Below are 26,767 nucleotides of genomic sequence, written 5' to 3'. Positions count from 1 at the left end.
TATCAACGCAGGCCCAGGCCACGGGCGATCATGCCGCGCAGGATTTCCCGGGTGCCGCCGCGCAACGAGAAGGTCGGTGCAACCTGATTCAGGTAGGCGACGGTGCGGTACAACTCCTCGTCGACCGGAGCATCCGGATCAGCACTGATCGATGCGGCGATCGCCGCCGGAATCGCCTGCTCGAATTCGGTGCCGATGTCCTTGACCAACGCGGCCTCCACCACCGGGCTTTCGCCCTTCGCGAGCAAGGCCGTCAACGCCAGCGACAGGTTGCGCAGGCTGGTCAGTTGCGTGATGAAACTGCCGAGCAATGCCGTTTCGGCGGCGCTGGCACCGTTGCGACGCAGGGTGTCAGCCCAGAGGTCCAGCAACACCACACTGGAGTAGAAACGCTCCGGCCCGCTGCGCTCGAAAGCCAGTTCGGCGTTGACTTGTTTCCAGCCGCTGCCCTCTTCGCCCACCAAGGCGTCTTCGCCGAGCAGCACATCGTCGAATGCCACTTCGGAGAAATGCGCATCACCGGCGAGGTCGACAATCGGGCGAATGCTGATTCCCGGTTGCTTGAGATCGATGATGAATTGCGACAGTCCGCTCTGGCGGTCTTCGGGCGCACCGCTGGTGCGCACCAGGGCGATCATGTAGTCGGCGTGATGCGCGTTGGTGGTCCAGATCTTGCGCCCGCTCAGGCGCCAGCCGCCTTCGCACCGTGTGGCGCGACTGCGCACGCTGGCCAGGTCCGAACCCGAGTTGGGTTCGCTCATGCCAATGCAGAAGAACGCCTGACCGGCGCAGATGCGCGGCAGGTAGAAATCTTTCTGTGCATCACTGCCAAATTTCAGGATCAGCGGCCCGCTCTGGCGATCCGCGATCCAGTGCGCAGCGACCGGGGCACCGGCCGAGAGCAATTCCTCGACCAGTACAAAGCGGCTGAACGCATCCAGCCCGGCGCCGCCATAGGCTTGCGGCAAGGTCAGGCCGACCCAGCCACGCCGGGCCAGTTCGCGGCTGAATGCGGCGTCGAATCCGGTCCAGCTGCGCGCCCGCACATCGGCCGAAACCCGTGGCAGATGCGCAGCCAGAAAATGTTTGACCTCAGCGCGAAAGGCTTCCGCGTGTTCCGGCAGCGCGGTCAAACGGAAGGCGTCGAGCAGGCTGCTCACTGGCCACCTCCGACTTTGCCGTAGAGCGTCACCACACACGCGCCGCCCAGTCCCAGGTTGTGCGCCATCGCCAGGCGTGCGCCCTCGACCTGGCGCTGATCGGCGTTGCCGCGCAGTTGCTGGGTCAGCTCGTAGCATTGCGCCAGACCGGTAGCACCCAGCGGATGCCCCTTCGACAGCAGGCCACCGGACGGGTTGATGACGATTTGTCCGCCGTAGGTGTTGTCCCCGTCCAGGACGAATTTTTCCGCGCCGCCCTCGGGGCACAAGCCCAGCGACTCGTAGCAGATCACTTCGTTCTGGGCGAAACAGTCGTGCAGTTCGCAGACGTCGATGTCTTGCGGGCCGACGCCGGCCTTCTCGTAGACCTGGCCGACGGCGGCCCGGGTCATGTGCGTGCCGACCCAATCAAGCATCGACGGCTTTTCGAAGTTGAAGGACTCGGGAGTGTCGGTGGTCATTGCCTGGGCAACGATTTCCACGTCACGGCGCAGGCCGTGCTTCCTGGCAAAACGCTCGGAAACCAGGATCGCCGCGGCACCGCCACAGGTGGGCGGGCAGGCCATCAGGCGGGTCATGACGCCCGGCAGAATCACCGGGTCGTTCATCACGTCTTCGACGCTGAGCACCTTGCGGAACAATGCGAGCGGGTTGTTGGCAGCATGACGGCTGGCCTTGGCGCGCACGGCGGCGAAGGTTTCCATTTTCATGCCGTACTTCTGGATGTACTCGCGCCCGGCACCACCAAAGGTACGGATGGCCTGAGCCATGCCATCCATATCGGCGGTGAGATCGCGCAGGATCGGCAGGAAACGCTCGCGGGTCGGCGGACGGTCATCCCAATGGGATTTCAGCGCGCCGGCCTGCATTTGCTCGAAACCCACCGCCAGGACGCAATCGACCGAACCGGATTCGATGGCCTTGCGCGCCAGGTACAGCGCGGTGGAACCGGTGGAGCAGTTGTTGTTGACGTTCACCACCGGAATCCCGGTCATGCCCACTTCGTACAACACGGTCTGGCCGCAGGTTGAATCGCCATAGACATAACCGGCGTACGCCTCTTGCACCAGCTTGTAATCGATACCCGCATCGGCCAGGGCGCGACGCACCGCTTCGGCGCCCATCTGCACGTAGGTCGGGCTCTCGCTCGGCTTGCGGAACGGGATCATGCCGACACCGGCTACCAGTACTTTTTCGCTCATGCTGTCACCTGAAAAAATGAGGGGGAAAGGATCACAACTGGCGCGCGATCAGTTCGCGCAGCACTTCGCTGGTGCCACCGAAGACACGCGTCACACGCATGTCGACGAAGGCGCGGGCGATCGGGTACTCCATCATGTAGCCGTAGCCGCCATGCAGCTGGACCATGTCGTCAATGCACTTCCACAGGGTTTCGGTGGCGAAGAGCTTGGCGATGGCCGACTCCTGCACCGTGAGGCGACGACGCATGTGCTCGCCGATGTAGTGGTCGATGGTCAGGCGCACGGCCGTGGCCTGGGCCTTGATGTCGGCCAGCTTGAATTTGGTGTTCTGGAAGTCCCAGACGGTCTGGTTGAACGCCTTGCGGTCCTTCACGTACTCGACGGTCTGCTCCAGCAAACGCTCGAGTTTGGCCGCGCTGTACAGCGCGATCACCAGGCGCTCTTGCGGCAGCTCTTCCATCAGGTGCATGAAGCCTTTGTTTTCTTCACCGAGCAGGTTGCCCACCGGCACGCGCACGTTGTCAAAGAACAGCTCGGCGGTGTCGGCGGCGTGCTGGCCGACCTTTTCCAGCTTGCGCCCGCGACGGAAACCTTCACGGTCGCACTCGACCACGATCAGGCTGCAGCCCTTGGCGCCGGCACTCGGGTCGGTCTTGCAGACGACCACCACCATGTCGCAGGTCAGGCCGTTGCTGATGAAGGTCTTGCTGCCGTTGATCACCCACTCGTCACCGTCACGCACAGCGGTGGTGCGGATCGCCTTGAGGTCCGAACCGGTGCCAGGCTCGGTCATCGCCACGGCCAGTACGGTTTCGCCGGTGCAGATTTTCGGCAGCCATTTTTGTTTTTGCTCTTCGGTGCCCAGACGCACGATGTACGGCGCAACGATGTCGGAGTGCACACCCAGGCTCCAGCCCGAAACCCCGGCGCGGTACAGCTCTTCGATCAGTACCGCCGAGTGCCCGAAGTCACCGCCACCACCGCCGTACTCGGTCGGCACGGTGAGGCACAGCAGGTTATGGCGACCGGCCTTGAGCCAGGTCTCCCGGTCGACCTGGCCAGCGGCGTCCCACTGCGCCTGCTTGGGCAGGCATTCACGCTCGAAGAAACGGCGCGCGGTTTCACGCAGCATTTCGTGGTCTTCACGGTAGACAGTACGGTTGATGTGCATCGGGATCTCCAGTGGGTTGCCAGGCAAGGCTTGCGCCTGGTTCGTGAGTCCACTGTATTGACGCGGGTGGGTGGTGAAGCCACCCGGATCGGGTAGCGAATGCCTGGAGGAAAACGATCTGAAGCACTGGCGCAAAAACGGTGGGCGCGAGCCTGCTCGCGAAAAGGTCGTCACATTCAACATTCATGTTGACTGGCATGCCGTCTTCGCGAGCAGGCTCGCTCCCACAGGGGGGTTGTGGTGTGGTTATGAACGCAGTTCGCGCTTGAGGACTTTACCGGCGGCCGAAAGCGGCAACTCGTCGCGGAACTCCACGCTCTTCGGGCATTTGTAGCCGGCGATGAACTCCCGGCAATACAGGCGCAATTGCTCGGCATCGACCTGGGCGCCGGGCTTGCGCACCACCACCGCGTGCACCGCCTCGCCCCATTGCTCATGGGGCACGCCGATCACCGCCGCCAGCGCCACGGCCGGGTGGCGGGCGAGGACGTTTTCGACTTCCGCCGAGTAAACATTCTCGCCACCGCTGACGATCATGTCCTTGAGGCGGTCGACGATGAACAGGTACCCCTGCTCGTCCATGTACGCGGCATCACCGGTGTACAACCAGCCATCGCGCAATGCCCGGGCGGTTTCTTCAGGCTTGTTCCAATAGCCCTGCATGATGTTCGGCCCGCGCACGATGATCTCGCCCACCGTGCCACGTGGAACTTCCCGGCCTTGCGGGTCGACGATCTTCACATTGACCCCCAACCCGCCCCGCCCGACCGAACGCGACAAACCGCTCCGGCGCGCTTGTGCCGTGTGATTGCACGGCAGATTGCTCGACACCACCGGGCAGGCTTCAGTCAGCCCGTAGGAATGAGAAAGCTCGAGGTCCGGAAGCCGGGCCAACACCTGCTCCACCATTTCGCCCGCGCTGGGTGACGCACCATAGGTCAGGCGTTTGAGGCTACTGAGGTCATGCCGATCAAATTCCGGATGGGCCAGCAACGCGAGGATCATGGTCGGCACCAGCAGCGTCTCGGTGATCCGTTCCCGCTCGATCACCCGCAACACCTCAGCCGCGTCGAAACCCGACAGCAGCACATGGCTTTCACCGGCCATGAACTGGATCAACGCGCGGGCCATGCCGGCGACGTGGAACAGCGGTGCGACGTGCAACAACCGGCCGTCGCGTATCGGCGGCATGTCAACCATGCGCGGCATGCACGCCGACCACAGGTTCAGATGAGACTGCATGACGCCCTTGGGAAAACCGGTGGTGCCGCCGGTGTACATGATGCAGGCAAGGTCTTCCCCGCCGCGTCCTGCATCCTCGACCGGCGTTGCCTGGGCCAGCAACTGCTCATAACCGAGCATGTCCGGCGGCACTTCACCGTCCCCGGCGTAGATAAACCGTGGCGCCTGGCGGGCGGTCTTGCGGATACCTTCGGCCATCGCCGCGAAGTGCTCATCGACAATCAGGAAGCCGGTGGCGCAATCGTCCAGCGAATAGACAATCTCCGGCACGCTCCAGCGAATGTTGATCGGGTTGAGCACCCCGCCGCCCCACCAGACCCCCATGATGTACTCAAGATAACGGTCGCAATTGAGCGCCAGCATGCCAACGCGGTCTCCCGCCGCCATCCCCAGGTTCTGCAAGGCGCCCGCCAGGCGAGCGACACGTTCACCAAACTGGCGATAGGTCTGGCGGCGATCGCCAAAGATCGTCGCCAGGTGCTCCGGGTTTTGCTGCAAGGTGCGTTGCAGACACTGGGTCATGTACATGGTGTCTTGCCTTTCCAGGTAGTGAAGACACCGTTGGCCCGCAACACCAGGCGCTCGCCGACCTTCAGCAGGCAGCTGGCGTTGATGAAGGTGCCGCCGGTCTTGAGCACTTCCACATGCGCCTCCAGCCACTCGCCTTCGCGCACCGGACCGATGTAATCGACGTTCAAGTTGACCGTCAGCGCAACCGATGGCGGCTGCAGATGGCGCCGTAAAACGATGCCGAAAGCGCTGTCCGCGACCGTGGCGAGGAAACCGCCATGGGCGATGTGCACATAGTTGAGGTGGTGCGGCTGCAGACGAACGGCCACGATCGGCCGTTCATCATGGAGGAAGAAATCACCGCAATTGCGCAGGAAACCCGAGAGACTTTCCAGCGCTGTGAATCCCTCGGGAATCGTTGCCGCTTCCTTGTCCAGCGCCATCAGCTGACACTCCGGTCCTTGCCGGCCCAGTAAGGTTCGCGCAGGTCGCGCTTGAGCACCTTGCCGGCACCGGACAGCGGCAACGCGCTGCGGAACTCGACCGACTTCGGTGTCTTGTAGCCGGCGATCTGCCGACGGCAATGTTCGATGATGTCCGCGCCGGCTGCTTCGAGATCAGGTTTGAGCACAATCACCGCGTGTACCGCTTCGCCCCACTGTGCGCACGGAATGCCGATCACCGCGCAGGCGGCGACGGCCGGGTGGCTGGAAATCGCGCTTTCGACTTCACCCGAATAAACGTTTTCGCCACCACTGACGATCATGTCCTTGAAGCGGTCGACGATGTAGATGTAACCCTCGTCGTCCATGTAGGCGCCATCGCCCGTGTGCATCCAGCCGCCACGCAGGGCCTGGGCGGTTTCTTCGGGTTTGTTCCAGTAGCCGAGCATGATGTTCGGCCCACGCACCAGCACTTCGCCGACCGTTCCGCGCGGGACTTCGTTGTCATGTTCGTCGACGATGCGCACCGTCACGCCCAGCCCTGGACGCCCGGCCGAGCGCAGCCGGCCATTGGCAATGCCTTCGGGACCATGGTTCTGCGGGCCGTTGGCGGAAATCGGCGGCGCGGCTTCGGTCATGCCGTAGCCTTGGGTGAACTCGACGTTCGGCAGGGCTTTCAAGGCAAGTTGCAGCAAGGGCACGGCAATCGGCGAGGCGCCGTAGGTCAGGCTGCGCAGGCTGCTGAGGTCATAGTTGGCGAACTCCGGATGCATGATCAACGCCTGGATCATGGTCGGCACGATCAGGATGTCGGTGATGCGCTCGCGTTCGATGGTTTGCATCACGTTCAGCGGGTCGAAGGCCGGGACGAAGATGCTCGGCAAGCCCAGCAACGAGATCAGGATCACCCGCGACAGCGCGGCCAGGTGGAACATCGGAGCAATGTGCAAGGTCAGCGCGTCGGCCGGCACCGGAACATCGGCGGCACGGGCCACGGCGGCGCTCCACAGGTTCATGTGCGACTGCATCACGCCTTTTGGCAAGCCGGTGGTGCCACCGGTGTACATGATGCTGGCCAGGTCGTCACCGCCACGAAAGGCATCATCGACCGGCTCGGCGTCACGAATCAGTTGTTCGTAAGACAACATGCCTTCGGGCGTCGGGCCTTCGCCGATGTGGATCAACAGCGGCCGCACTTTGGCGGTGCCGGCGATGCTGTCGGCCATCGACAGGAAGGTGTCGTCGATCATCAGGATGCGCGTGTCGCAATCGTCCAGCGAATAGACGATTTCCGCCACGCTCCAGCGAATATTGACCGGGTTGACCACACCACCGCCCCACCAGGTGGCCAGGTAGTACTCGAGAAAACGATCGGAATTCAGGCCGAGCAGGCCCACGCGGTCACCGGTCTGCATGCCCAGTTGCTGCAAGGCACCGGCCAGGCGGGCTACGCGGTCGGCCAGTTGTGCATAGGTGTGGCGCCGGTCGCGGAAAACCGTCGCCAGGGCATGAGGGCGCTGCTGCAAAACACGGTGCAGTCCTTGGGTGAGATACATGATGGTTTCCTGTGAATTATTGTTGTCAGGTAAGAACGCATACAGTCACTGGGCGGTGCGTCATGCACCGATGTATTTGGGCGTCCTTTGCTCGGCCAGCGCCACGCGCCCTTCGGCGTGATCCTGGCTGTCGCGCAGCAACCCCCAGTGCAAGTGGGCTTGAATCACAAAGTCGCGGGGCGTCAGGTGTGCCGTCTGCACCGCCAACTGCTTGATCGACTGCACCGCCAGGGGGCCATTGGCGGCTATGCGTTCGGCCAGGTTCAGGGCGGCGGCCATCAACCGTTCTTGTGGCAGCAGGTCGATGACCAGTCCGATGCGCAAGGCTTCCTGAGCGTTGATCGGCTCACCGGTCATCGCCATTTTCATGGCGTGGGCGGCGGGCACCGCGCGCAGCAGGTATTGCACGCCACCGGCCGCCGGAATGGTCGCATCGCGCACTTCGGGCAAGCCGAACGCGGCGCTTTCGGCCGCAATGCGCAGGTCGCATTGCAGGGCCAGTTCAAAACCACCGGCCAGACAAGCGCCATTGATGGCGGCGATGACCGGCTTCCAGATCTCCAGATCGCTGAGGTCGAACAGACGCGCGTAGCCGCCCTCCTCAGCCTCGGTCTCGCGGCTTTTCAGTGCGCCGGCGACAAAACCGGACAGTCCGCGCGAAGGATCGCGCGGGCTCGCGCCGCAACAGAATGCCCGCTCACCGGCACCGGTCAGCACGATGACCCGCACCTGCTCGTCATCCTGGCAAGCCACCAGCGTCTTGCGCAGGTGCATCAAGTCGCTGATGGACAGCGCATTGTTCGACAGTTGCGCATCGAGCGTAATGACTGCCACGTGATCGATGATCTTGAACTGTATGGCCATGGACTAACCTCTATGATTTTTATGGGAGGGAGGTCAGGCCTTGAAGCCCAGGCCCAGCGAATGCAACCGCTCGATGGCGACACTGTCGAAACCCCAGTCGCGCAACGCCTCTTGACCGTGCTCCCCGCGTTGCGGTGCCGTTCGTGGCTGCGCCGAAGGCGTGCCGAGAAAACGCGGTGCCGGGACGGGCTGGACGACGCCATCGACTTTGATAAAGCTGCCGCGGGCCACGCTGTGGGGATGTTCGGCCGCTTCAGCGAGGCCCAGCACCGGCACCACGCAGGCGTCGCTGCTGGCAAACGCGTCGGCCCACTCTGCCCGGGTGCGACTGAGAAAGGCCGCGGTAAAGGCCTCACGCAAGCGCGGCCAGCCAGCCCGGTCGTGTTGACGCGGCAGGTCGGCGCCTGCCAACCCGAGAATGTCCAGCATTTGCGCGTAGAATCGCGACTCGATCGGACCGATCGACATGTACTGCCCGTCGCGGGTTTCATAGGTGTCGTACCACGGCGCACCGCCATCGAGCAGGTTGCTGCCGCGCTGTTCGGTCCAGTGACCGCCGGCCAACAGGCCCCAGACCACCGAACCCAACTGCGCCGCGCCTTCGGTCATGGCCGCATCGACCACTTGTCCGGCCCCGCCACGCTGCACGTTCACCAGCGCCGCCAGCACGCCCATCGCCATCAGCATGCCGCCACCGCCGTAATCGCCCACCAGGTTCAGTGGCGGGACCGGCCGCCCACCGGCCGGGCCAATGGTCGACAGCACGCCGGACAAGGCGATGTAGTTCAGGTCATGGCCGGCACGGTCAGCCATCGGCCCGGTCTGGCCCCAACCGGTCATGCGTGCATAAACCAGCCGTGGATTGCGCGCCAGCGCCACTTCCGGGCCAAGGCCCAGACGCTCCATGGTGCCAGGGCGAAAGCCTTCGATCAGCACATCGGCTCGTTCGATCAATTCCAGCGCGGCGGCGACGCTTTGCGGACATTTCAGGTCCAGAGTGACCGAACGCCGATTGCGCCCTGTAATGTCGGCGCGCTTGCCTTCAAACTTCGGACCCAGGTCGCTCGCAGCCACCGGACGGTCGATCCGCACCACGTCGGCCCCCATGTCCGCCAGCAGCATCGTGCCAAAAGGCGCCGGGCCGATTGCCTCAAATTCCACCACTCGAATGCCGCTCAGTACACCCATTGCCGCCGCTCCATTGTTCTGACGGAGCGCCTTGCAGCACCCCTATTTTGTGGCGTCCAGTTAATCAATCCCTTATTCGCCGACCACCACCCGCATCGGGTGGCGAATGCCAAACACAGGGCCATGACTGGCTGACGGTGCGTTACACTCCTCTGGATTCAGTGCCTTCCCAAAACAAAAAAGATTCGGACAGCCCCATGGATAAACCCCGCAAGTCCACAGCCTCGGACACGCCTTCCAGCCCGGTCTTGAATCCGACCCAGTCGCCGATCGTCAGTACCAAACTGATCCCGCCACGCAGTGCCGGGCGTCTGATTTCCCGCGAACTGCTCCAGGAACAAATGCTCAAGGCGCGTCGCCAGCGCTGCATCGTGCTCAAGGGGCCTGCGGGATGCGGCAAGACTTCGACGCTGATTGCCTGGCGCCAGGCGCTGCTGCCGCTGGGCTTCGACGTGGCCTGGCTGACGCTGTCTGCCGATGACAACGAACTGACCCGCTTCCTGGATTACTTGCTGGCCAGCCTCGGCCAGGTCGACCCGGATCTGGTACACGAAGCCACCCAGCTGGAAGGTCGTGGTATCGACAGCGAGGCGGTAGAACGCACCGTCATCACCCTGGTGCGCAGTATTGCCAGCCGTGGCCGCGAACTGGTGCTGGTCCTCGATGACCTGCACCACCTGACCGACGTCGGGATTCATCAGGCCCTGCAATGGCTGATCGACTACGCACCGGCCAATCTGCACCTGGCACTGGTGTCACGCAGCGCCGTGCCTTTGTCCCTGGCGCGGCTGCGCAGCCAGGAACTGGTGCTGGAACTGAATCTGCGCGACTTGCGCTTCACCCCCGGCGAGTCCGAACGCTTTCTCAAGGCTCAACTGGGCGACATCAGCGCACGCGATGCCAAGCTGATGCATGAACTGACCGATGGCTGGGTGGCCGGACTGCAATTGCTGGCCGTCAGCCGCAAGAAAAATCGACCGCTCGTTGCCGCAACCGACCAGACACAGGTGCGGGACGATCAGGCGTTCGCGAAGTTTTTCGAAATCGAAGTGCTGTCCCATCTGTCGCCGACGGACCTGGACTTGATGCTGCTCATGGCCGTCTGCAACCGCTTCTGCGCCTCGCTATGCGCCGCCCTCAGCGGCAATCCGGACGCGGTCCGCGACGCCAATGCCCTGCTGGCACGCCTGGAACGGGACAACCTGTTCCTGATCCCGGTGGACAGCGCCCAGCGCGAAACCTGGTACCGCCTGCATCCTCTGCTGCGCGAGACATTGCTCAAATACTTCGATTCGCGCAGCAAGGCCGAACAACAGGCGGTGCACGCGCGGGCCTGGGCCTGGTTCCGGGACCACCAGCATCTGGATGAAGCGGTGCACCATGCCGTGATGGCGGGCGACCCGGATGCCGCTGCCGACCTGGTGCAGCAAAACGCCGAGACGCTGTATGCCCACGGCGACTTGCGCATGTTGATCGAGTTGGTCCGGCTGCTGCCGGTCGAGCAAGTGCAGGCGCGGGTCAAGCTGCGCATCCTCAAGGCCAGGATGCAGCTCTATGCCCGGGATTTCGCGGCTTGCGCCAACAGCCTCGATCAACTGTTCCAGGACGTCCCTGAAAGCGACGTCCATGATCGCTTCATGATTGCGATACTGCGTGCCTCTCTGGCGCTGCAGCGTGACGACACCGACGCGGCGATGACGGTGCTGCCGCAATTGCTCAATCCGCCGCCGGACAGCAACAGTGTGGCCATCGGTTCATGCGCCAACATCCTTTCGTGGCTCTACATGCACCGGGGCGAATACGAAAAGGCGCGCCAGATACAACTCGACCGCCCCCTGCTGCTGATCAATGGCGAACCCCTTGTGGGGACCACCGCCGGCAGTCTGCAGGGGCGCTGCATGATTGGCTTGAGCCACGCCCTCGAAGGCCAGATGAAGCAGGCGGAACGGGTCTATCGGGATGTGATGCATGAAGCCGCCCAGTGCGGCAAGGCCGGTGCCGACGCCACCTACCTCTCCGCCGCGCTGCTGGGCGAGGTGCTCTACGAAACCAATGACGTCGATGCGGCATTCAAACTGCTTTCGGGCTGGATCGATATCCTGGAACGCATCTCGATTCCGGATTCGGTGCTGCGCGTGATGCAGGTGCTGTGGAATGTGCAATGGCTGGCGGGCAATCATCAGGAAGCCCTGGCCTATGTCGAGCGGCTCGACGAGTACGCGATCAAACTCGGTCTGGAGCGCCTGCAAGCCTACTGCCTGACCTGGCAGGTGCGCTGGCTGATGATTCTCGGTGAGCATGGGCAGGCCCAGGCCAAACTGGCGCGCCTGGAAGCCATCGACGCGCGCCACCCGGATGCCGGGCAAAGCGCGCTCAAGGAAATCCATATCCTGGCCGAGAACGCGCGGGCACGCTGGCAGATTCAACAAGGCGACCTGGACGGCGCCTTGAAGCGGATCGAACAGTTGATCGAAACCTGTGAACGGCACCGCCGCCAGCTCGGTTCAGTACGGCTGCTGGTGCTCAGCGGTGTGATCGAATCCCAGCGCGGCAATCCCGATGCCGCACGGGATCACGTCATGGAGGCGCTGCGGCGCGGGCAGCGCTTCGGCTTGTTGCGCAGCCTGCTCGACGCCCACCCGGACGCACTGAAACTGATCTCTGCCATCGCGAACGAGAAAACCCTGGACCCGGTGCTGGCGTTCTACGTCGAGCGCCTGCAAGCAGCCGATGTGACGGTGCCCGCCGCGCCAACCGGCAAACCCTCCCCGACCTCGGCAGGCAAGCCCCTCGCCGCCGGCATGGAGCCGTTGAGTGAGCGGGAAATCGAAGTCGTGCGCCTGCTGGCCCAGGCCCTGCCCAACAAAAAAATCGCCCGCGCCCTGGGGCTGTCCCCGGAAACCGTGAAATGGCACCTGAGCCATATCTACAGCAAGCTCGGCGTCAACAGCCGCGATGAGGCGGTCGCGCGGGTGCGTGACCTGGAGTCGCAGGGTGATCCCGCCCCGCAATAACAGACCTGCAAGACTCTGTGGGAGCGAGCCTGCTCGCGAAGAGGACGGCACCTATAACATCAAAGTTGACTGACACACCGCCATCGCGAGCAGGCTCGCTCCCACAGTTGATTGATTTTTGTCTCGCCACCCGCCTCGGGTGGCGTTCACACCAGCCCCCACCCCTATCGTAACCCTCAGTTCAAAGGCGCACGTCGCGCCTTGCATCAGCGCCTGGCCCAAGCAAGCCGGCCCGTGATCATTGAGGAGTCTTGCGTGCATATCGCCCGAACCGTTTTCCGCGACGACCATGAGATGTTCCGCACCACCGCGCGCCGTTTTTTCGAGCGCGAATGCGTACCGCGTCAGGCTGCCTGGGACAAAGCCGGCCAAGTCGACCGCGAGACCTGGCTCAAGGCCGGCCGCGAAGGCTTGCTCGGCATCACCCTGCCCACCGAATACGGTGGTGGTGGCGGCGACTTCGGTCACAGCGCGGTGTTCAACGAGGAGTTCGCCCGGGCCGGCGTGAGTGGCGCCTACTTCGGCATGCACTCCGACGTCATCGCCCCGTACATCAATCGCTGCGGCAGCGAAGAACAGAAACAGAAGTGGCTGCCGGGCATCTGCTCCGGCGAGACCATCCTGGCCATCGCCATGACCGAGCCCGGCACCGGCAGCGACCTCAAGGCCGTGCGCACCACCGCCGTGCGCGATGGCGACGAATACGTGATCAACGGCAGCAAGACCTTCATCAGCAACGGCCTGACCGCCGACCTGGTCATCGTCGTGTGCAAGACCGACCCGGCCGCCGGCGCCAAAGGCATCAGCCTGATCGCCGTGGAAGCCACCCGTGCCGGCTTCAAGCGCGGACGCAAGCTGGAGAAAGTCGGCCAGGCCGCCGCCGACACCGCCGAGCTGTTCTTCGACAACGTGCGCGTACCGGTCGGCAACCGCCTCGGCGAGGAAGGTCTGGGCTTTGCCTACCTGATGGGCGAACTGCCCCAGGAGCGCTTCTCGATCGCGGTGTCCGCCGCCGCGAAACTGGAGCGCCTGCTCGAGCAGACCCTGGAATACGTGAAGGACCGCAAAGCCTTCAACCAGACCGTCTGGGACTTCCAGAACAGCAAATTCAAGCTCGCCGACATCAAGGCCCAGGCCACGGCCATGCGGGTGATGGTCGACTACTACCTGGGCGAGCACATGCGCCGCCGCCTGACCCTGGAAGAAGCGGCGATCGCCAAGCTCTACACCACCGAAACCCTGTGGAAATGCATCGACGACATGGTCCAGCTGCACGGTGGCTACGGCTACATGATGGAGTACCCGATCGCCCGCGCGTTCGTCGACTCGCGCGTCAATCGCATCTACGGCGGCACCAGTGAAGTCATGCGCGAAATGATCGCGCGCAAGCTCTGACCCTCAAAAACAAAAAAGGAAACACACGATGAGCAATAAGGTATTCGTTGCTGGCGTCGGCATGATCCAGTTCAAGAAACCGGGGACCAACGAGCCCTACGACGTCATGGGCGAACAAGCGATCCGCCAGGCCCTGGCCGATTCGGGTGTGGATTTCAATGCCATCCAGCAGGCCTACGCCGGTTACGTCTACGGCGATTCGACCTGCGGCCAGAAAGCCCTGTACCGCGTGGGCATGACCGGCATCCCGCTGATCAACGTCAACAACAACTGCGCCACCGGTTCCAGCGCCCTGTTCCTCGCTCGCCAGGCCGTACAAAGCGGCGCGGTGGACTGCGCCCTGGCGTTTGGCTTCGAGCACATGAACCCGGGTGCCCTGAAATCCGCCTGGACCGATCGCGCACCGGCCACCGAACGCGCCCTGGTGCTGGCCAACGAACTGATCGGCATGCCTGACCTGCCCAACGCCATCCGCCAGTTCGGCGGTGCCGGCTACGCGCACATGCAGAAATACGGCACCCCACTGGAAACCTTCGCCAGGATCCGCGCCAAGGCCAGCCGTCACGCGGCCAATAACCCGCTGGCGGTGTTCCGCAACGTGGTCAGCACCGAAGAAGTCATGGCCGCCCCGATGCTGTGGGAAGGCGTGATGACGCGTCTGATGGCCTGCCCGCCGACCTGTGGCGCTGCCGCGGCCATCGTGGTGTCCGAGGCGTTCGCGAAGAAGCACGGTCTGCGCACCGACGTGCTGATGGCCGGCCAGGCGCTGACCACCGACCTGCCAAGTACTTATGACGCCAGGGACATGATCCGCGTGGCCGGTTTCGACATGACGCGCATGGCCGCGGACATTGCCTACAACCAGGCCGGTATCGGCCCGAAAGATGTCGACGTCATCGAGCTGCACGACTGCTTCGCCCAGAACGAACTGCTGACCTACGAAGGCCTCGGCCTGTGTGCCGAGGGCGAAGGCGCGCGACTGGTCAACGACGGCGACAACACCTATGGCGGCCAATGGGTCACCAACCCGTCCGGCGGCCTGCTCTCCAAGGGCCACCCGCTGGGCGCCACCGGCCTGGCCCAGTGCTATGAGCTGACCCACCAATTGCGCGGCACCGCCGAACAACGCCAGGTACAGGATGCGCGCATTGCCGTGCAGCACAACCTCGGCCTGGGCGGTGCCTGCGTGGTGACCGTGTACCAGAAAAACTGACGCGCCCGCTCAGCAAAGGAGCCATTCAGATGATCGACAAGAAACACATCGGCAGACAACTGCCCACGTTCCTCGTGACCGCCGAAGCCGGGCAACTGCGCTTTTTCGCCAAGGCCACCGGGGAAACCAACCCGATTTACTTTGACGAACAAGCCGCGCGCGATGCCGGGCATCCCAACCTGCCGCTGCCGCCGACCTTCCTGTTCTCGCTGGAATTCCAGATCCCTTCGAACGCCTGGCGCGACGAACTGGGCATCGTCACCGCGCGCATTTTGCACGGCGAAGAATCCTTCCGTTATCACCGCATGGCCTATGCCGGCGACACCTTGCGCTTCGATGTGCGCATCGCCGACATCTACGACAAGAAAGGCGGCGCCCTGGAATTCGTGGTGCGCGAAACCCGAGTCACCAATCAGCACGGTGAGCATGTTGCGGACCTGCGCAGCGTGCTTGTGCAGCGCAACAGCTGAAGCGGAGAACACAGATGAACGCGATAAGCCTGGAAAAAATCAACATCGGCGACACCCTGCCGCCATTGGCCCTGCCGCCGATCAACCGCACCACCCTGGCCTTGTTCGCCGGTGCGTCGGGGGATCACAACGCCATCCACATCGACACCGATTACGCCCGCCGGGCCGGCATGCCCGATGTGTTTGCCCACGGCATGCTGTCGATGGCGTACCTCGGTCGCCTGCTGACGCAGTGGGTCGATCAGCGCCAATTGCGCGAGTTCGGCGTGCGTTTTCTCGGCATCACCCACCTGGGCCACCAGATCACCTGCACCGGTGCCGTCGTCGACCGCTTTGAAGTCGACGGCGAGCAACGCATCAAGGTTGAAGTGCGCACCACCAATCAATACGGCGAGACCAAGATCGTTGGTGACGCCGTGATCGCTCTGTAAACAACACTGATCACTGAGGAGCAACACCCCATGGCAAAACTCGAAGGCAAAGTCGCACTGGTCACCGGTTCCGGTCGCGGCATCGGTCAGCAGATCGCCCTGAAACTGGCGAGCGAAGGCGCGCGCATCGTGATCAACGACCTGGACGCCGATCCGGCCCACGAGACCGCTGAAATGATCCGCAAGCTGGGTGGCGAAGCCGCTGTCTGCCACGGCAACGTCAGCGCCCCTGACTTCGGCGACCGCTACATCAAGACCGCGATGGACAACTTCGGCAGCATTGACGTCATCGTCAACAACGCCGGCTACACCTGGGACGACGTGATCCAGAAGATGAGCGACGAGCAGTGGTACGCGATTCTCGACTGCCACATGACCGCGCCTTTCCGCATCCTGCGTGCGGCCTACCCGATCATCAAGGCCCAGGCCCAGGCCGATGCGGCGGCAGAGCGCGAAGTGTTCCGCAAAGTGGTGAACATTTCTTCGGTGTCGGCCCTGAACGGCAACGCCGGGCAAATGAACTATTCCTCGGCCAAGGCCGGCGTGATCGGCATGACCCGTGCGCTGGCGCGTGAATGGGGTCGTTTCAAGGTCAACGTCAACGCCGTGGCTTTCGGTTTCATCGAAACCCGCATGACCAAGGCCGACGCCCACGCAGGCGCCACGGTGAACATCGAAGGCCGTGACATTCGTGTCGGCATCAGCCCGGAAGCGGCCAAGTCGTTCGCCCAGCGCAACCCGCTGGGCCGTCCGGGCACCGTGCAGGAAGCGGCGGACGCGGTGTATCTGTTCTGCTCGCCGGAGTCGAACTACATCACCGCCCAGACCATCGCTGTCGCCGGCAATCTGCAATAAATAAAACCGTAGGAGCGAGCTTGCTCGCGATGGACGCCAACGATGACGCGGGCTGTCTGACTGATCGCGTCGTTCTGGCGCTTATCGCGAGCAAGCTCGCTCCCACAGGCCGCAGGATCACACCATGAACATGACTGAAAACAACATCCGCCTGGCCGCCATCAAACTGATCTCGCGTAACGGCTACGGCTCGATGAGCCTGCGTCAGCTCGCCACTGAAGCAGGCATCAACGCCTCGACGCTGTATCTGTACTACAAAGGCAAAAACGAACTGCTGCTGGAGCTGATCCTCGAGTACTTCCAGGGATTGTCCCGGGAGTGGACGCGTCGCCGGCCGAAAAAGGCTGTCACCGCCGATGTAAAACTGCTCGCCTTTATCGCCTGCCACGTGCGCTATCACCTCGAACACCAGGACGAGGCGATGCTCGGCAACCTGGAATTCAGAAGCCTCGCCGAAGAGGATCTGGAGCAGGTCCGCCAGGCGCGGCGCCTGTACCTCAAAGCGTTGCAGGAAGTTCTGGAGCAAGGGGTCAAGGAAGGTTCGCTCAGTTGCGCCGAACCGAAACTGATGGCCCGCACCCTGTTCAACATGCTCACCCACGCCTGCGTCTGGTACCAGGACAATGGTCGCTGGGGGATCGATGACGTTATTCGGCATTACTCGGAACTGGTGCTGAAGATGCTCGGTGCCACGCCCATCACTTCACCGCGGGTCGCTGTGCCGCGAGCCGTACTGACCCGGCGCGCCGTGCCAATGGAGGTACGCCCGTGAGCAATTTCATGCAACCGTTTTCCATGGCCGGCAAGACCGTTCTGGTGGCCGATGCCACCACCCGGCTGGGCGCGCATTTCGCCCGTCTGACCAGCCTTGCCGGAGCCCGGGTGGCCCTCGGCGCAAAGCATCCTTCGCAACTGGAGCAATTGGCCGCCGACCTGCGCTGGGAAGGTGGCGAAGTGTTGATCGTCAGCCTCGACAGCGCCCGCCGCCCCAGTATCGAAGCCGCGCTGGACGCCGTGCAGGAGCGTTTCGGCAGTGTCGACGTGCTGATCAATAACAGCGCCGAATGCGAACACGTTGCCCTGAACAATCACGTCGTTCACTGCACCAGCCTGCATATGATCAGGGCCGAACGCGGTGGCAGCATCGTCAATATCGAGCCGCCACCGCGCCCCATCAGCGAGCCGAACCCCTGCCTGCGCACCGACAGCAGCCTCATTCGGATGAGCCGCGCCATGGCCCAGTCGCTGACGCCACACCGCATACGCGTCAACGTCATCGCTGCCGGTCAAAGCAAGAACGCCGGCCTGCAAGAACTGAATGGTCCGCTGCTGTTGCTGGCCAGCGGTGCCGGTGCCAGCGTCACCGGTGCCGTGCTGCATATCGACAATGCAGGCCTCTGACGGCCTGCCCGGTTTCCGGCACCACCCGCGCCAGGTATGTAGCGGGAGCTCCCGTTCGATCAACGGCCACTGCAGGAGCGAGCTTGCTCGCAATGGCGCCGGCTCTGCCGGCATTGATGCTGGATGGGCTGACGCCTTCGCTGGCCAGCCCCCTGCAACCACCTGATTCGGGTGGCGTGTCGTCCCTGATGACGCTTGAACATGCTGCCTGGTCGCCCTGCGCGACGCCCGTCAACAAGGAGCCAGTCAGATGACTCGCATAAAAAAGTGGCTGCCGAAACTCGCCCTGATGGCGACTACGGTGATGGCGCTGTCGGCAACGGCCGGCGCCGCGGAAAAACCCAACATTCTGGTGATCTTCGGTGATGACATCGGCCAGACCAACATCAGCGCCTATTCCATGGGCGTGGTCGGCTACAAGACCCCCAACATCGACCGCATTGCCCACGAAGGCATGCTGTTCACCGACTACTACGCGGAGAACAGCTGCACCGCCGGGCGCTCGTCGTTCATCACCGGGCAATCACCGCTGCGTACCGGCCTGACCAAAGTCGGTGTACCGGGTGCGCCGATCGGTATTCAGAAACGCGACATCACCATCGCCCAGGCGCTCAAGGGCCTCGGCTATGCCACCGGTCAGTTCGGCAAGAACCACCTGGGTGACAAGGACGAATTCCTGCCGACCAACCACGGCTTCGACGAGTTCTTCGGCAATCTCTATCACCTCAACGCCGAGGAAGAGCCCGAGCGCCCCTACTGGCCCAAGGATGACCCGGACTTCGTCAAGTCCCGCACGCCACGCGGGGTGATCCACAGCTTCGCCGACGGCAAGATCGAAGACACCGGCGCGCTGACCACCAAGCGCATGGAAACCATCGACGACGAAACCACCGCCGCCGCCCAGGCGTTCATGGAAAAGCAGGCCAAGGCGGACAAACCGTTCTTCGTCTGGATGAACACCACGCGCATGCACGTGTTCACCCATGTACGCGATTCGATGAAGGGCCAGAGCGGCATGCCCGGCAACGAATATGCCGATGGCATGCTCGAACACGACGGCGACGTCGGCAAACTGCTGAAGACCCTCGATGACCTGAAAATCGCCGACAACACCATCGTCGTCTACACCACCGACAACGGCCCGAACCAGTTCTCCTGGCCGGACGCGGCGACCACGCCGTTCCGCAACGAGAAAAACTCCAACTGGGAAGGCGCGTATCGCGTGCCGGCGATCGTTCGCTGGCCGGGCAAGATCAAAGCCGGTGAAGTGTCCAACGAGATGTTCTCGGGCATGGACTGGTTCCCTACGCTGCTTGCAGCGGCGGGTGAAACGGACGTTAAAAACAAGCTGCTCAAAGGCTGGGCACCCACCTCGGGCGGCACCAGCTTCAAGGTGCACCTGGACGGCTACAACCAGTTGCCCTACCTGACCGGCCAGCAGCCCAAGGGCGAACGTCGCGAGTTCTACTACTTCAACGATGACGGCGTGCTGGTGTCGATGCGCTACGACAACTGGAAAGTGGTCTTCGCCGAGCAACGCGAACCCGGCGGTTTCGCGGTATGGAGCAGCCCGTTCGTGCCGTTGCGCGTGCCCAAGCTGTTCAACTTGCGGATGGACCCTTATGAGCGGGCAGATGTTGTGTCTGACCAGTACAACGACTGGATGGTGAAAAACTCTTACCTGCTGGCAGCGGGCGTGGCCAAAGCCGCGAGATTCCTGCAGACCTTCATCGAGTACCCACCCAGCCAGAAACCGGCCAGCTTCAGCATCGACCAGATTCGTGCGGCGGTAGACGCGAAGATCGAAGAGAAAAGCAAGGCACCGGCCAAGCCTTGATGTCAGGCCGCTGTCCACAGGCGAGTGGATGACGGCCTTTTTTTTGCGGCTGTAACTGGTTTGTGAAACACAGTCCCTTGTAGGAGCTGGCTTGCCAGCGATGGTCTCAATTGCCCCGCGTTTAACCCGCTTATACGCGTTACCGTTAACGATCATCGCCAGCAGGCTGGCTACAGGTATTGCGTAAGATCCCTTTTTCACCCAATCACTCTGGCATACACCGCACGATCCACATTCCCGCCCGACAACACCACGCCGACCTTTTTCCCCGCCATCGCCTCACGCTCCTGCATCAGCGCCGCCAGGGCCGCCGCACCGGCGCCTTCTGCGAGGTTGTGGGTATCGGTGTAATACACGCGCATGGCCTCGGCGATCTCATCCTCGCTGACCGATACGATTCGCGCCGCGGCCGCCCCGTAGATATCAAAGGCGGCGGGCACCGGTTTGCGCACGGCCAGGCCGTCGGCGAAGGTATTGGCGGTGGCGGTTTCGAGGATTTCGCCCGCTTCAAAGGATAATTTGGCCGCCGCTGCCTCGGTGGACACCACGCCCACTACCCGGGTGTTCAGGCCCAGTGCGTCACGGGCGGCGATCACCCCGCAGATCCCCGAGCCACAGCCAATCGGCACGTAGACGGTATCCAGGTCCGGCGCGGTCTTGAACAGTTCCAGCGCATAGGTGGCCACGCCCTTGACCAACTCGGCATGGAACGGCGGCACCAGATACAGGCCATGCGCTTGCGCCAGGCGCGCGGCCTCTTCGCGAGCCTCGTCAAAATCGCGGCCATACTCGACCACTTCGCCGCCAAAGCCGCGCATGGCGTTGTTCTTCTCCAGCGAATTCCCCTCTGGCACGACAATCAACGCCCGCAAACCCAGGGCGCTGGCCGCCAGTGCCAGGCTCTGGCCGTGGTTGCCGCGAGTGGCGCTGACAATCCCCCGGACGTCAGGGTGCGTAGCCTTGAGCCAGTGCATGAAGGTGATGCCGCCACGCACCTTGAACGCCCCGGTCGGCGTGTGATTTTCGTGCTTGACCCACACCGTGCAGCCCAGGCGCTCGGCCAGCAAGGGCCAGGCGTATTGGGCGGTGGCCGGCATGACCTGGTACACGTGGCGTGCGGCCTGTTCGATGTCGTCGCGAGTCAGTCTGTGCATGAGGGGTCTCCCTGAGGTTTTGCCCAGTCTAGACAGGGCTCGATCACCCCGGCTTTCAGAAAACTGACCTGACTTTTGCGCGGCCTGTTCATTACTATGGTGGGCATGAGCCATCGAAACCGCCCACCATCCCCGCTCCCATCTGAACCGGCCCGTCGTGTCGAGGCCGGGCCCTGGGCGATCGAGTTGCTACCCGGCGCCGCTTATGCGACCCGATATGTGGCCACCCAATCGGCGATCGGCTTTGCCTTCGACAGCCAGCGAGGCCTGCACGCCATCGGCAGCGACCGGGTCCTGCCCTTCGACGCCATGCCCAATGGCCTGGCCTTCGTCCCCGCCGGGTGCGATGTGCTGTCCGAGTCGCCCAAGGGCGGTGAATACCTGCGGGTCATGCGCACCGATGGTGTGCCATTGGTGGGGGACCGCGCGTTCAACAATCGCATCGATCAGCAGGCCATAACCCTGGCACTGCGAATGCGCGCGGCGTTGTTACTGGCTTCTGCCCTGGACGATTGGGAAGCCTGGGCACTCGCCCTGGCTGAACGGACCAACGACCATCAGGCAAAGTCCGCGCCCGCCCTGGGCGCCATCACCGCCAGCCGGATGCGGCTGCTCGACGAGTTCATCGACGCAGGCCTCGACGGTCCGCTTGGTGTACAGGCGATGGCGGACTTGCTGGGATTGTCCGAGGGCTATTTCATTCGCGCCTTCAAGCACGCAACGGGCCAAAGCCCGCACAGTTACCTGATCGACCGCCGTGTGGCCAAGGCCCGTGCACTGATGCGCGACTCAACCGCCACCCTGGCGCAGATCGCCCACACCTGTGGTTTCAACTCCCAGGCGCACATGGCGACCACGTTCAGGCAACGCCTTGGTGTGAGTCCGGTGCAGTTGCGCAGGTAGACGAGGTCTCTGCATCCTCTGCAACGTTGCGTCGCACGCTCATCCCGACGCCCGCTCCCTTTTACCGGAGCAGGCTATCGCAGGCCGAATCCCAGCCCCCCCCTACTCCGCCAATTGCAACCGCAACCGGCTACGACGGGACAACCCCGCCTGCAAGGCGAACGCCACCATCACGGTCGCGGGTGCGGAAAAGCTGCTCAAGCCAGGGCCGGAAAACATCAGTGCCAGTCCCAATCCCGTGGCGCCAAACCAGGCACTCAAGCCCGCCGAATTGAACGCTGTCACCCGTTCGAGCGCGGCCACGTCACTGCGGCCGCAGAGAATCTGCGCCAACGCCACGCCGACCCAGGCCACAACGAAAATGCCTTGGTAAGCCAGGGCCTTGAGCAGGTAGGCAAACACGTCGGCGAGCATCAGGCCGTAGACGATCACCCCGACCGCCAGCGCCCACGCCAGGTACGAACCGCGCACGCCAAAACGCGCAAAGAACGCCTGCATGTTCATCGTCGCCAGGTAGTAGTTGGCGGTGTTGATCCGGGTTTGCGTGGCCCAGACGAACAACAATCCCCATAGCCCCATCATTTGCAGGATCGCCATGACCACCGACACTTCGTTCAGTGCGCCTTCATGGGGAATGCTGCTGACCAGATAGATGCCCGCCGCGCCGTTGAGCACAAAGGTCACCGCGTAGAACGGCATGCCGAAGTTCCAGCGGCCGTGGTACTCGGCGTCCTCGGGCTTGCCGAAACGGGCGTAGTCGAAGGTGAACAGCATCAGCACCCAAACGCCCATGTAGGCGACGAAGCAGTCCCACCACCCGAAGGCACTGGGGGTTGCCGGGCCGAAATCCAGCCATTGCGGCTGGTAGCCATAACGACTGATCGACAGCCCCACCGCCACCAGCAAACCACCCAGGTACACCGGCAGCAACACGCCGTTGAGCTTGTCCAGCCAGTGCTGCACGCTGCCCAGGATCATCGGCACGCTGTACAGCACCACCAGCAACGCCGCCAGCGGGAAGATCAGCTGCGGGTACAGGTGGTTGAGCGCCACGGCGATCACCGAGCCTTCGAAAACCGCGTAATAGATGGCCGTCGAGAAGAAGATCAAAGTCGCCAGGCAGGCCCCGGTGCTGCCGAACAGCAACCGTGAAAACAACGCCACCGACAACCCGCTGCGGATGGCAAAACGACTGAGCACCGTGTTGACCAGGCCGTAGCTGATCACTGACAGCAGCATGCCGATCAGGGCATTGCGGGCGCCGTACGACAACGCCAGCGATGCGCCGACCACGATGTAGAACATCGCACTGCAGACCGCCCACCAAGCCATGGTCAGGGACAGTCGGCCCATGCGCGCGTCGGCGGGAACGGGGTGATTGGCCGGGTCTTGCCCGGTTTGACTCGATTGCGATAAAGCAGGCATATGCGTGAACTCCAGAACCAGTCAAAGGTTGAAGCGCGGGCAGCCGTCACCGCACCGAAGTGCGGCGTTGGCTTACCGTTTGGCATGACCCGCGCCGTGCGGCGGGCAGAATCAGGAAGGGAACAGCTTGCTCAGGCAGCTGAGTTTTTTCTTATGGGAGCGTCGTGCTTCCAGTGCTTCTTCCAGGGTGACCGCTTTGAAACGGGCCTTCTGGTTGGGCTGCATCTGGCCGATCAAATCGAGGTCGGCACTGATCACGGTGCCGATCATCGCGTAGCCGCCACCGGACACCGCATCGCGGTGCAACACGATCGGTTCGAGCCCGGCGGGCACCTGGATCGAGCCGATCGGGTAGCAACTGTCGACGATGTTCGAGGGATCGGAACCGGCGCCGAAGGGTTGCTCACGCGGCTGGAAGGTCAGCGCGCTGCCGCCCTTGAAGCGATAGCCGATGCGGTCCGCTTCGGAACCGACGGTCCAGGCTTCGGCGAAAAAGCTGTCCGCCGCCGCTGGCGTCAAGCGCTCGTAGTACAGCCCCGGCACGACGCGCAGGGTGATTTCGCCTCCCAGCGACTGCCGCAATGCCATGGGCAGACTGGCCCCGGCGCGGCCCTTGCCACTGGCAATCCCCACCGGCAAGACGTCCCCGGCCACCAGGCGCCGCCCCTGGAAACCGCCGAGCGCACCCAGGGCATACGTTGAACGGCTGCCGAGCACCAGCGGTACGTCGATGCCGCCGGCCACCGCCAGATAGGCACGCGCGCCGGCCTTGGGAAAATCGAAACGCAACACTTGCCCGGCCTTCACCGGGAACGCCGTGTCGTGATGCATCTCCACGCCATCGACCCTCGGCGTCATGTGCGCCCCGCACACCGCCACCAGTGCGTCCTGCTGGAATTCCAGCTCCGGACCCAGCAACGTGCATTCAAGCGCCGCCGCCCCGGCCGGGTTGCCGACCAACTGGTTGGCGGCGCTCAAGGCGTATTGGTCGAGCGCGCCGGAAGGCGGAATGCCCAGGTGGTAGTAACCTTCGCGCCCCAGGTCCTGTACCGACGTGGCGAGGCCGGGTTTGAGTACCTTGATCATGCCAGCACCTCCTGCAGCGACTTGGGATAGCCGACGGGATCGGCCAGAAAGGCATCCAGTGAAAACTCCACCGAGCGGATCCGCAGATCGAAGCGCCCGGCTTCCACGTCGGCCACCGCCCGGTCATAGGCCTCACGGTCCATCGGCTTGAATTGCACGATGTCACCCGGCCGGAAGAACACCATGTGCTCCTTGAGGTACGCCAGGTTCTGCTGCGGGTCATAGATCGGTGCCGGGGTGACGCCGAACATCTGGTAGCCGCCGGCACCGCGCACCGAGTAGATGCAGCCGAAGCAACCGCCATGCCCCAGGGTCAACTTCGGCGTGTCGGTGCGTGGTCTCAGGTATTTGGGCACCTGCAACTGACGCTCGCGCTCGACCATCTGGAACATGAACGGCAAGCCGGCGACGAAGCCGACCATCGAGACAAACCACGGCGCACCACTGTGGGCGGCGATGAACGCCTCGACGTCCGCCAGGCCGTTGATCCGCGCGGCGTACTCCAGGTCCGTGGCGCTCGGGTCCTGGTGACGGTCGCGAAAGCGCATCAGGGTTTCGTGGGTCCAGGGATCGTTATAGAGCACCGGGATCTCGATGATCCGGGTCTGCAAGGTGCGTTCGGCGACCGCCTCGGCCTCGGCCCCCTGCACGGCTTCGAGCAAGGTGTGCGGTGCGATGCGGTCCGGGTCGAAGCGAATCTGGAACGAAGCGTTGGCCAGGCACACATCGAGCACGCCATCCAGCGCCAGGCGCTCCACCGCTCGGGTGACCGCCATGCCCTTGAAGAATGCTTCAAGGGACATGCTGTCGCTGACTTCGGCAAATAAATGCTCGTCGGCACCAAAACTGTAGCGGATGGGAGTGCTCATGCTTGACCTCCAGTGCGGCGCTCGGCCAGCCAGGTTTCCAGGGTGCCGGTATGGAAGTCGGCGCTGTGCAGCCAGGGTTGCTGCAACAATTGGCCGTGCAGCGACAAGGTGCTGGCCATGCCGGTGAGCGTGGTTTGCTCCACGGCAATACGGGCACGGGCCAGGGCTTCGGCACGGTCGCGACCATGGACGATCAGCTTGGCCAACAGCGAGTCATAGTAAGGCGGCACGCGATAGCCTTGATAGAGATGGCTGTCGACCCGAACGCCCTCGCCTTGCGGCCAGACCAGGGACTCGACCAGGCCCGGGCTGGGGAAGAAATCCCGTGCCGGGTCTTCGGCGTTCAGGCGCATTTGCAGCGCCGCGCCATTGAGCCGGATATCGCTTTGCCTGAGGCCCAGCGGTTCGCCGCCGGCAATGCGCAACATGGCCTGAACCAGGTCGATGCCGGTGATCAACTCGCTGACCGGATGTTCCACCTGAATCCGCGTGTTCATCTCGATAAAGAAAAACTCGCCGGTAGCGTCGTCATACAGGTATTCCAGGGTCCCCGCGCCCTTGTAGCCCAGGGACTCGGTGAGGCGTACGGCGCTGGCGCAGAGCGTCTCGCGCTGCTGCGGGTTGAGCGCCGGCGATGGCGCTTCCTCGAAAATCTTCTGCCGCCGACGTTGCAGCGAGCACTCGCGCTCGAACAAATGCACCGCGTGCTGACCGTCGCCCAACACCTGCACTTCAATGTGCCGCGCCCGGCTGATAAAGCGTTCCAGGTACACCGCGCCATTGCCGAACGCAGCCTGGGCTTCGCGCTGGGAACGGGGGAACTCTTCAGCCAGTTGTTCGGCGTTTTCCGCCAGGCGAATACCCCGCCCGCCACCGCCGGCCGAGGCTTTGATCAACAGTGGGAAGCCAACGGCTTCGGCAGCCTTGAGCGCCGATTCGACATCGAACAGTTCACCGGGCGAACCGGGCACCACGGGTACGCCCGCTTCCTGCGCGGTGCGCCGGGCTTCGGCCTTGTCGCCCATGCGCCGGATCGTCTCCGGGCTCGGGCCGACAAAAATGGCCCCGGCCGCCAGCACCGCCTCGGCGAAGTCGGCGTTTTCCGAGAGGAAGCCATAACCGGGATGGACCGCATTGGCGCCCGTGGCGTTCAAGGCACCGAGCAATGCCTCGACGTTCAGGTAACTCTTGTCAGCGCGAGCCGGGCCGAGAAGGTGCACCTCGTCGGCCATGCGCGCCGCCTGGGAATCGACGTCCGCTTCGCTGCACGCGGCAACGGTGGGAATCCCCAGTGCCTGGGCGGCGCGGATAATCCGCACCGCGATTTCGCCACGGTTGGCGATCAGTAATTTACGAATGCCTTGAGTCATGATCGTGC

Annotated in this window: 23 protein-coding genes; 10 read left to right on the top strand and 13 right to left on the bottom strand. The window is 63.4% G+C overall.

Translation table 11 applies throughout. From position 1 onward, the window contains the following. Window positions 1–2: 2 nt before the first annotated feature. The 8 genes from ACVWYU_RS26550 to ACVWYU_RS26515 form a co-directional block, all read right to left on the bottom strand. A complete protein-coding gene (locus tag ACVWYU_RS26550) occupies window positions 3–1,160 on the bottom strand; it encodes an acyl-CoA dehydrogenase family protein (RefSeq protein WP_090320320.1) in 1,158 nt (385 codons plus the stop codon). After that, the gene (locus tag ACVWYU_RS26545; protein WP_457374090.1) at window positions 1,157–2,362 is read right to left on the bottom strand and encodes a lipid-transfer protein; all 1,206 of its coding nucleotides are present in this window, start codon (window positions 2,360–2,362) and stop codon (window positions 1,157–1,159) included. The genes ACVWYU_RS26550 and ACVWYU_RS26545 overlap by 4 nt, the downstream gene beginning before the upstream one ends. A gap of 31 nt (window positions 2,363–2,393) precedes the next feature. Further along, window positions 2,394–3,533: an acyl-CoA dehydrogenase family protein gene (locus tag ACVWYU_RS26540; protein ID WP_090320314.1), complete on the bottom strand. Its 1,140-nt coding sequence runs from the start codon at window positions 3,531–3,533 to the stop codon at window positions 2,394–2,396. 246 nt (window positions 3,534–3,779) lie between these two features. Then, complete coding sequence (locus ACVWYU_RS26535) at window positions 3,780–5,303, bottom strand: acyl-CoA synthetase (RefSeq protein WP_457374089.1); 1,524 nt, start codon at window positions 5,301–5,303, stop codon at window positions 3,780–3,782. Beyond that, the gene (locus ACVWYU_RS26530) at window positions 5,294–5,728 is read right to left on the bottom strand and encodes a PaaI family thioesterase (protein ID WP_457374088.1); all 435 of its coding nucleotides are present in this window, start codon (window positions 5,726–5,728) and stop codon (window positions 5,294–5,296) included. The genes ACVWYU_RS26535 and ACVWYU_RS26530 overlap by 10 nt, the downstream gene beginning before the upstream one ends. Then, window positions 5,728–7,284 (bottom strand): acyl-CoA synthetase, encoded by a 1,557-nt coding sequence (locus tag ACVWYU_RS26525; protein WP_457374087.1) that lies wholly within the window; start codon window positions 7,282–7,284, stop codon window positions 5,728–5,730. The genes ACVWYU_RS26530 and ACVWYU_RS26525 overlap by 1 nt, the downstream gene beginning before the upstream one ends. A 60-nt stretch (window positions 7,285–7,344) precedes the next feature. Further along, window positions 7,345–8,148, bottom strand: a complete 804-nt coding sequence (locus ACVWYU_RS26520; RefSeq protein ID WP_457374086.1) for an enoyl-CoA hydratase/isomerase family protein — start codon at window positions 8,146–8,148, stop codon at window positions 7,345–7,347. A 33-nt stretch (window positions 8,149–8,181) separates the two neighbouring features. After that, window positions 8,182–9,336 (bottom strand): CaiB/BaiF CoA transferase family protein, encoded by a 1,155-nt coding sequence (locus tag ACVWYU_RS26515; RefSeq protein ID WP_090320300.1) that lies wholly within the window; start codon window positions 9,334–9,336, stop codon window positions 8,182–8,184. Window positions 9,337–9,533: 197 nt separating this feature from the next. On the opposite strand from ACVWYU_RS26515, the gene ACVWYU_RS26510 reads away from it, so the two are divergent. The 9 genes from ACVWYU_RS26510 to ACVWYU_RS26470 all read left to right on the top strand — a co-directional run bounded on the left by ACVWYU_RS26510 (window position 9,534) and on the right by ACVWYU_RS26470 (window position 19,952). Beyond that, window positions 9,534–12,350, top strand: a complete 2,817-nt coding sequence (locus ACVWYU_RS26510; RefSeq protein WP_457374085.1) for a LuxR C-terminal-related transcriptional regulator — start codon at window positions 9,534–9,536, stop codon at window positions 12,348–12,350. 294 nt (window positions 12,351–12,644) lie between these two features. Continuing rightward, on the top strand, window positions 12,645–13,745 hold the full coding sequence (locus ACVWYU_RS26505; protein ID WP_245706732.1) for an acyl-CoA dehydrogenase family protein: 1,101 nt from the start codon (window positions 12,645–12,647) through the stop codon (window positions 13,743–13,745). A 28-nt stretch (window positions 13,746–13,773) separates the two neighbouring features. Continuing rightward, a complete protein-coding gene (locus tag ACVWYU_RS26500) occupies window positions 13,774–14,958 on the top strand; it encodes a lipid-transfer protein (protein ID WP_457374084.1) in 1,185 nt (394 codons plus the stop codon). Between the two features lie 29 nt (window positions 14,959–14,987). Continuing rightward, window positions 14,988–15,428: a MaoC family dehydratase N-terminal domain-containing protein gene (locus ACVWYU_RS26495; RefSeq protein ID WP_090320288.1), complete on the top strand. Its 441-nt coding sequence runs from the start codon at window positions 14,988–14,990 to the stop codon at window positions 15,426–15,428. 14 nt (window positions 15,429–15,442) lie between these two features. Continuing rightward, window positions 15,443–15,859, top strand: coding sequence for a MaoC family dehydratase (locus ACVWYU_RS26490; protein ID WP_090320285.1), 417 nt, complete (start codon window positions 15,443–15,445; stop codon window positions 15,857–15,859). A gap of 30 nt (window positions 15,860–15,889) precedes the next feature. Continuing rightward, on the top strand, window positions 15,890–16,714 hold the full coding sequence (locus ACVWYU_RS26485) for an SDR family NAD(P)-dependent oxidoreductase (RefSeq protein WP_090320282.1): 825 nt from the start codon (window positions 15,890–15,892) through the stop codon (window positions 16,712–16,714). Window positions 16,715–16,838: 124 nt separating this feature from the next. Beyond that, window positions 16,839–17,486 (top strand): TetR/AcrR family transcriptional regulator, encoded by a 648-nt coding sequence (locus ACVWYU_RS26480; RefSeq protein WP_247254950.1) that lies wholly within the window; start codon window positions 16,839–16,841, stop codon window positions 17,484–17,486. Further along, the gene (locus ACVWYU_RS26475; RefSeq protein ID WP_457374083.1) at window positions 17,483–18,115 is read left to right on the top strand and encodes an SDR family NAD(P)-dependent oxidoreductase; all 633 of its coding nucleotides are present in this window, start codon (window positions 17,483–17,485) and stop codon (window positions 18,113–18,115) included. The genes ACVWYU_RS26480 and ACVWYU_RS26475 overlap by 4 nt, the downstream gene beginning before the upstream one ends. Window positions 18,116–18,365: 250 nt before the next feature. Beyond that, the gene (locus tag ACVWYU_RS26470) at window positions 18,366–19,952 is read left to right on the top strand and encodes an arylsulfatase (protein ID WP_090320275.1); all 1,587 of its coding nucleotides are present in this window, start codon (window positions 18,366–18,368) and stop codon (window positions 19,950–19,952) included. A gap of 197 nt (window positions 19,953–20,149) precedes the next feature. On the opposite strand, the gene ACVWYU_RS26465 is transcribed toward ACVWYU_RS26470, so the two are convergent. Beyond that, window positions 20,150–21,106, bottom strand: a complete 957-nt coding sequence (locus ACVWYU_RS26465; protein ID WP_457374082.1) for a threonine dehydratase — start codon at window positions 21,104–21,106, stop codon at window positions 20,150–20,152. A 96-nt stretch (window positions 21,107–21,202) separates the two neighbouring features. On the opposite strand from ACVWYU_RS26465, the gene ACVWYU_RS26460 reads away from it, so the two are divergent. Next, complete coding sequence (locus ACVWYU_RS26460; protein ID WP_457374113.1) at window positions 21,203–22,009, top strand: helix-turn-helix transcriptional regulator; 807 nt, start codon at window positions 21,203–21,205, stop codon at window positions 22,007–22,009. Window positions 22,010–22,111: 102 nt separating this feature from the next. Here the strand turns inward: ACVWYU_RS26460 and ACVWYU_RS26455 are convergent, their stop codons facing one another. The 4 genes from ACVWYU_RS26455 to ACVWYU_RS26440 form a co-directional block, all read right to left on the bottom strand. After that, entirely contained in the window at window positions 22,112–23,434 is a 1,323-nt protein-coding gene (locus ACVWYU_RS26455; RefSeq protein WP_457374081.1) for a purine-cytosine permease family protein, read from the bottom strand. Between the two features lie 111 nt (window positions 23,435–23,545). Next, on the bottom strand, window positions 23,546–24,520 hold the full coding sequence (locus ACVWYU_RS26450) for a 5-oxoprolinase subunit C family protein (RefSeq protein WP_090320266.1): 975 nt from the start codon (window positions 24,518–24,520) through the stop codon (window positions 23,546–23,548). Further along, entirely contained in the window at window positions 24,517–25,389 is an 873-nt protein-coding gene (locus ACVWYU_RS26445; protein WP_390956454.1) for a 5-oxoprolinase subunit B family protein, read from the bottom strand. Before ACVWYU_RS26445 ends, ACVWYU_RS26450 begins: the two co-directional genes overlap by 4 nt. Further along, window positions 25,386–26,759 carry an acetyl-CoA carboxylase biotin carboxylase subunit gene (locus ACVWYU_RS26440; protein WP_457374080.1) on the bottom strand — a complete coding sequence of 458 codons (1,374 nt, stop codon included), beginning with the start codon at window positions 26,757–26,759 and terminating at the stop codon, window positions 25,386–25,388. The genes ACVWYU_RS26445 and ACVWYU_RS26440 overlap by 4 nt, the downstream gene beginning before the upstream one ends. Window positions 26,760–26,767: the final 8 nt, after the last annotated feature.

The sequence above is a fragment of the Pseudomonas sp. TE12234 genome (assembly GCF_054061835.1).
Note: the sequence above shows the minus strand (reverse complement) of the source record. Positions and strands in the feature narration are given on the sequence as shown.

Coding starts and splice junctions, on each gene's coding strand:
- ACVWYU_RS26485 (WP_090320282.1), top strand. CDS start 15,890: ATGGCAAAACTCGAAGGCAAAGTCGCACTGGTCACCGGTTCCGGTCGC.
- ACVWYU_RS26500 (WP_457374084.1), top strand. CDS start 13,774: ATGAGCAATAAGGTATTCGTTGCTGGCGTCGGCATGATCCAGTTCAAG.
- ACVWYU_RS26515 (WP_090320300.1), bottom strand. CDS start 9,336: ATGGGTGTACTGAGCGGCATTCGAGTGGTGGAATTTGAGGCAATCGGC.
- ACVWYU_RS26470 (WP_090320275.1), top strand. CDS start 18,366: ATGACTCGCATAAAAAAGTGGCTGCCGAAACTCGCCCTGATGGCGACT.
- ACVWYU_RS26460 (WP_457374113.1), top strand. CDS start 21,203: ATGGTGGGCATGAGCCATCGAAACCGCCCACCATCCCCGCTCCCATCT.
- ACVWYU_RS26455 (WP_457374081.1), bottom strand. CDS start 23,434: ATGCCTGCTTTATCGCAATCGAGTCAAACCGGGCAAGACCCGGCCAAT.
- ACVWYU_RS26540 (WP_090320314.1), bottom strand. CDS start 3,533: ATGCACATCAACCGTACTGTCTACCGTGAAGACCACGAAATGCTGCGT.
- ACVWYU_RS26450 (WP_090320266.1), bottom strand. CDS start 24,520: ATGATCAAGGTACTCAAACCCGGCCTCGCCACGTCGGTACAGGACCTG.
- ACVWYU_RS26535 (WP_457374089.1), bottom strand. CDS start 5,303: ATGTACATGACCCAGTGTCTGCAACGCACCTTGCAGCAAAACCCGGAG.
- ACVWYU_RS26525 (WP_457374087.1), bottom strand. CDS start 7,284: ATGTATCTCACCCAAGGACTGCACCGTGTTTTGCAGCAGCGCCCTCAT.
- ACVWYU_RS26480 (WP_247254950.1), top strand. CDS start 16,839: ATGAACATGACTGAAAACAACATCCGCCTGGCCGCCATCAAACTGATC.
- ACVWYU_RS26495 (WP_090320288.1), top strand. CDS start 14,988: ATGATCGACAAGAAACACATCGGCAGACAACTGCCCACGTTCCTCGTG.
- ACVWYU_RS26445 (WP_390956454.1), bottom strand. CDS start 25,389: ATGAGCACTCCCATCCGCTACAGTTTTGGTGCCGACGAGCATTTATTT.
- ACVWYU_RS26505 (WP_245706732.1), top strand. CDS start 12,645: ATGTTCCGCACCACCGCGCGCCGTTTTTTCGAGCGCGAATGCGTACCG.
- ACVWYU_RS26440 (WP_457374080.1), bottom strand. CDS start 26,759: ATGACTCAAGGCATTCGTAAATTACTGATCGCCAACCGTGGCGAAATC.
- ACVWYU_RS26510 (WP_457374085.1), top strand. CDS start 9,534: ATGGATAAACCCCGCAAGTCCACAGCCTCGGACACGCCTTCCAGCCCG.
- ACVWYU_RS26490 (WP_090320285.1), top strand. CDS start 15,443: ATGAACGCGATAAGCCTGGAAAAAATCAACATCGGCGACACCCTGCCG.
- ACVWYU_RS26520 (WP_457374086.1), bottom strand. CDS start 8,148: ATGGCCATACAGTTCAAGATCATCGATCACGTGGCAGTCATTACGCTC.
- ACVWYU_RS26545 (WP_457374090.1), bottom strand. CDS start 2,362: ATGAGCGAAAAAGTACTGGTAGCCGGTGTCGGCATGATCCCGTTCCGC.
- ACVWYU_RS26465 (WP_457374082.1), bottom strand. CDS start 21,106: ATGCACAGACTGACTCGCGACGACATCGAACAGGCCGCACGCCACGTG.
- ACVWYU_RS26530 (WP_457374088.1), bottom strand. CDS start 5,728: ATGGCGCTGGACAAGGAAGCGGCAACGATTCCCGAGGGATTCACAGCG.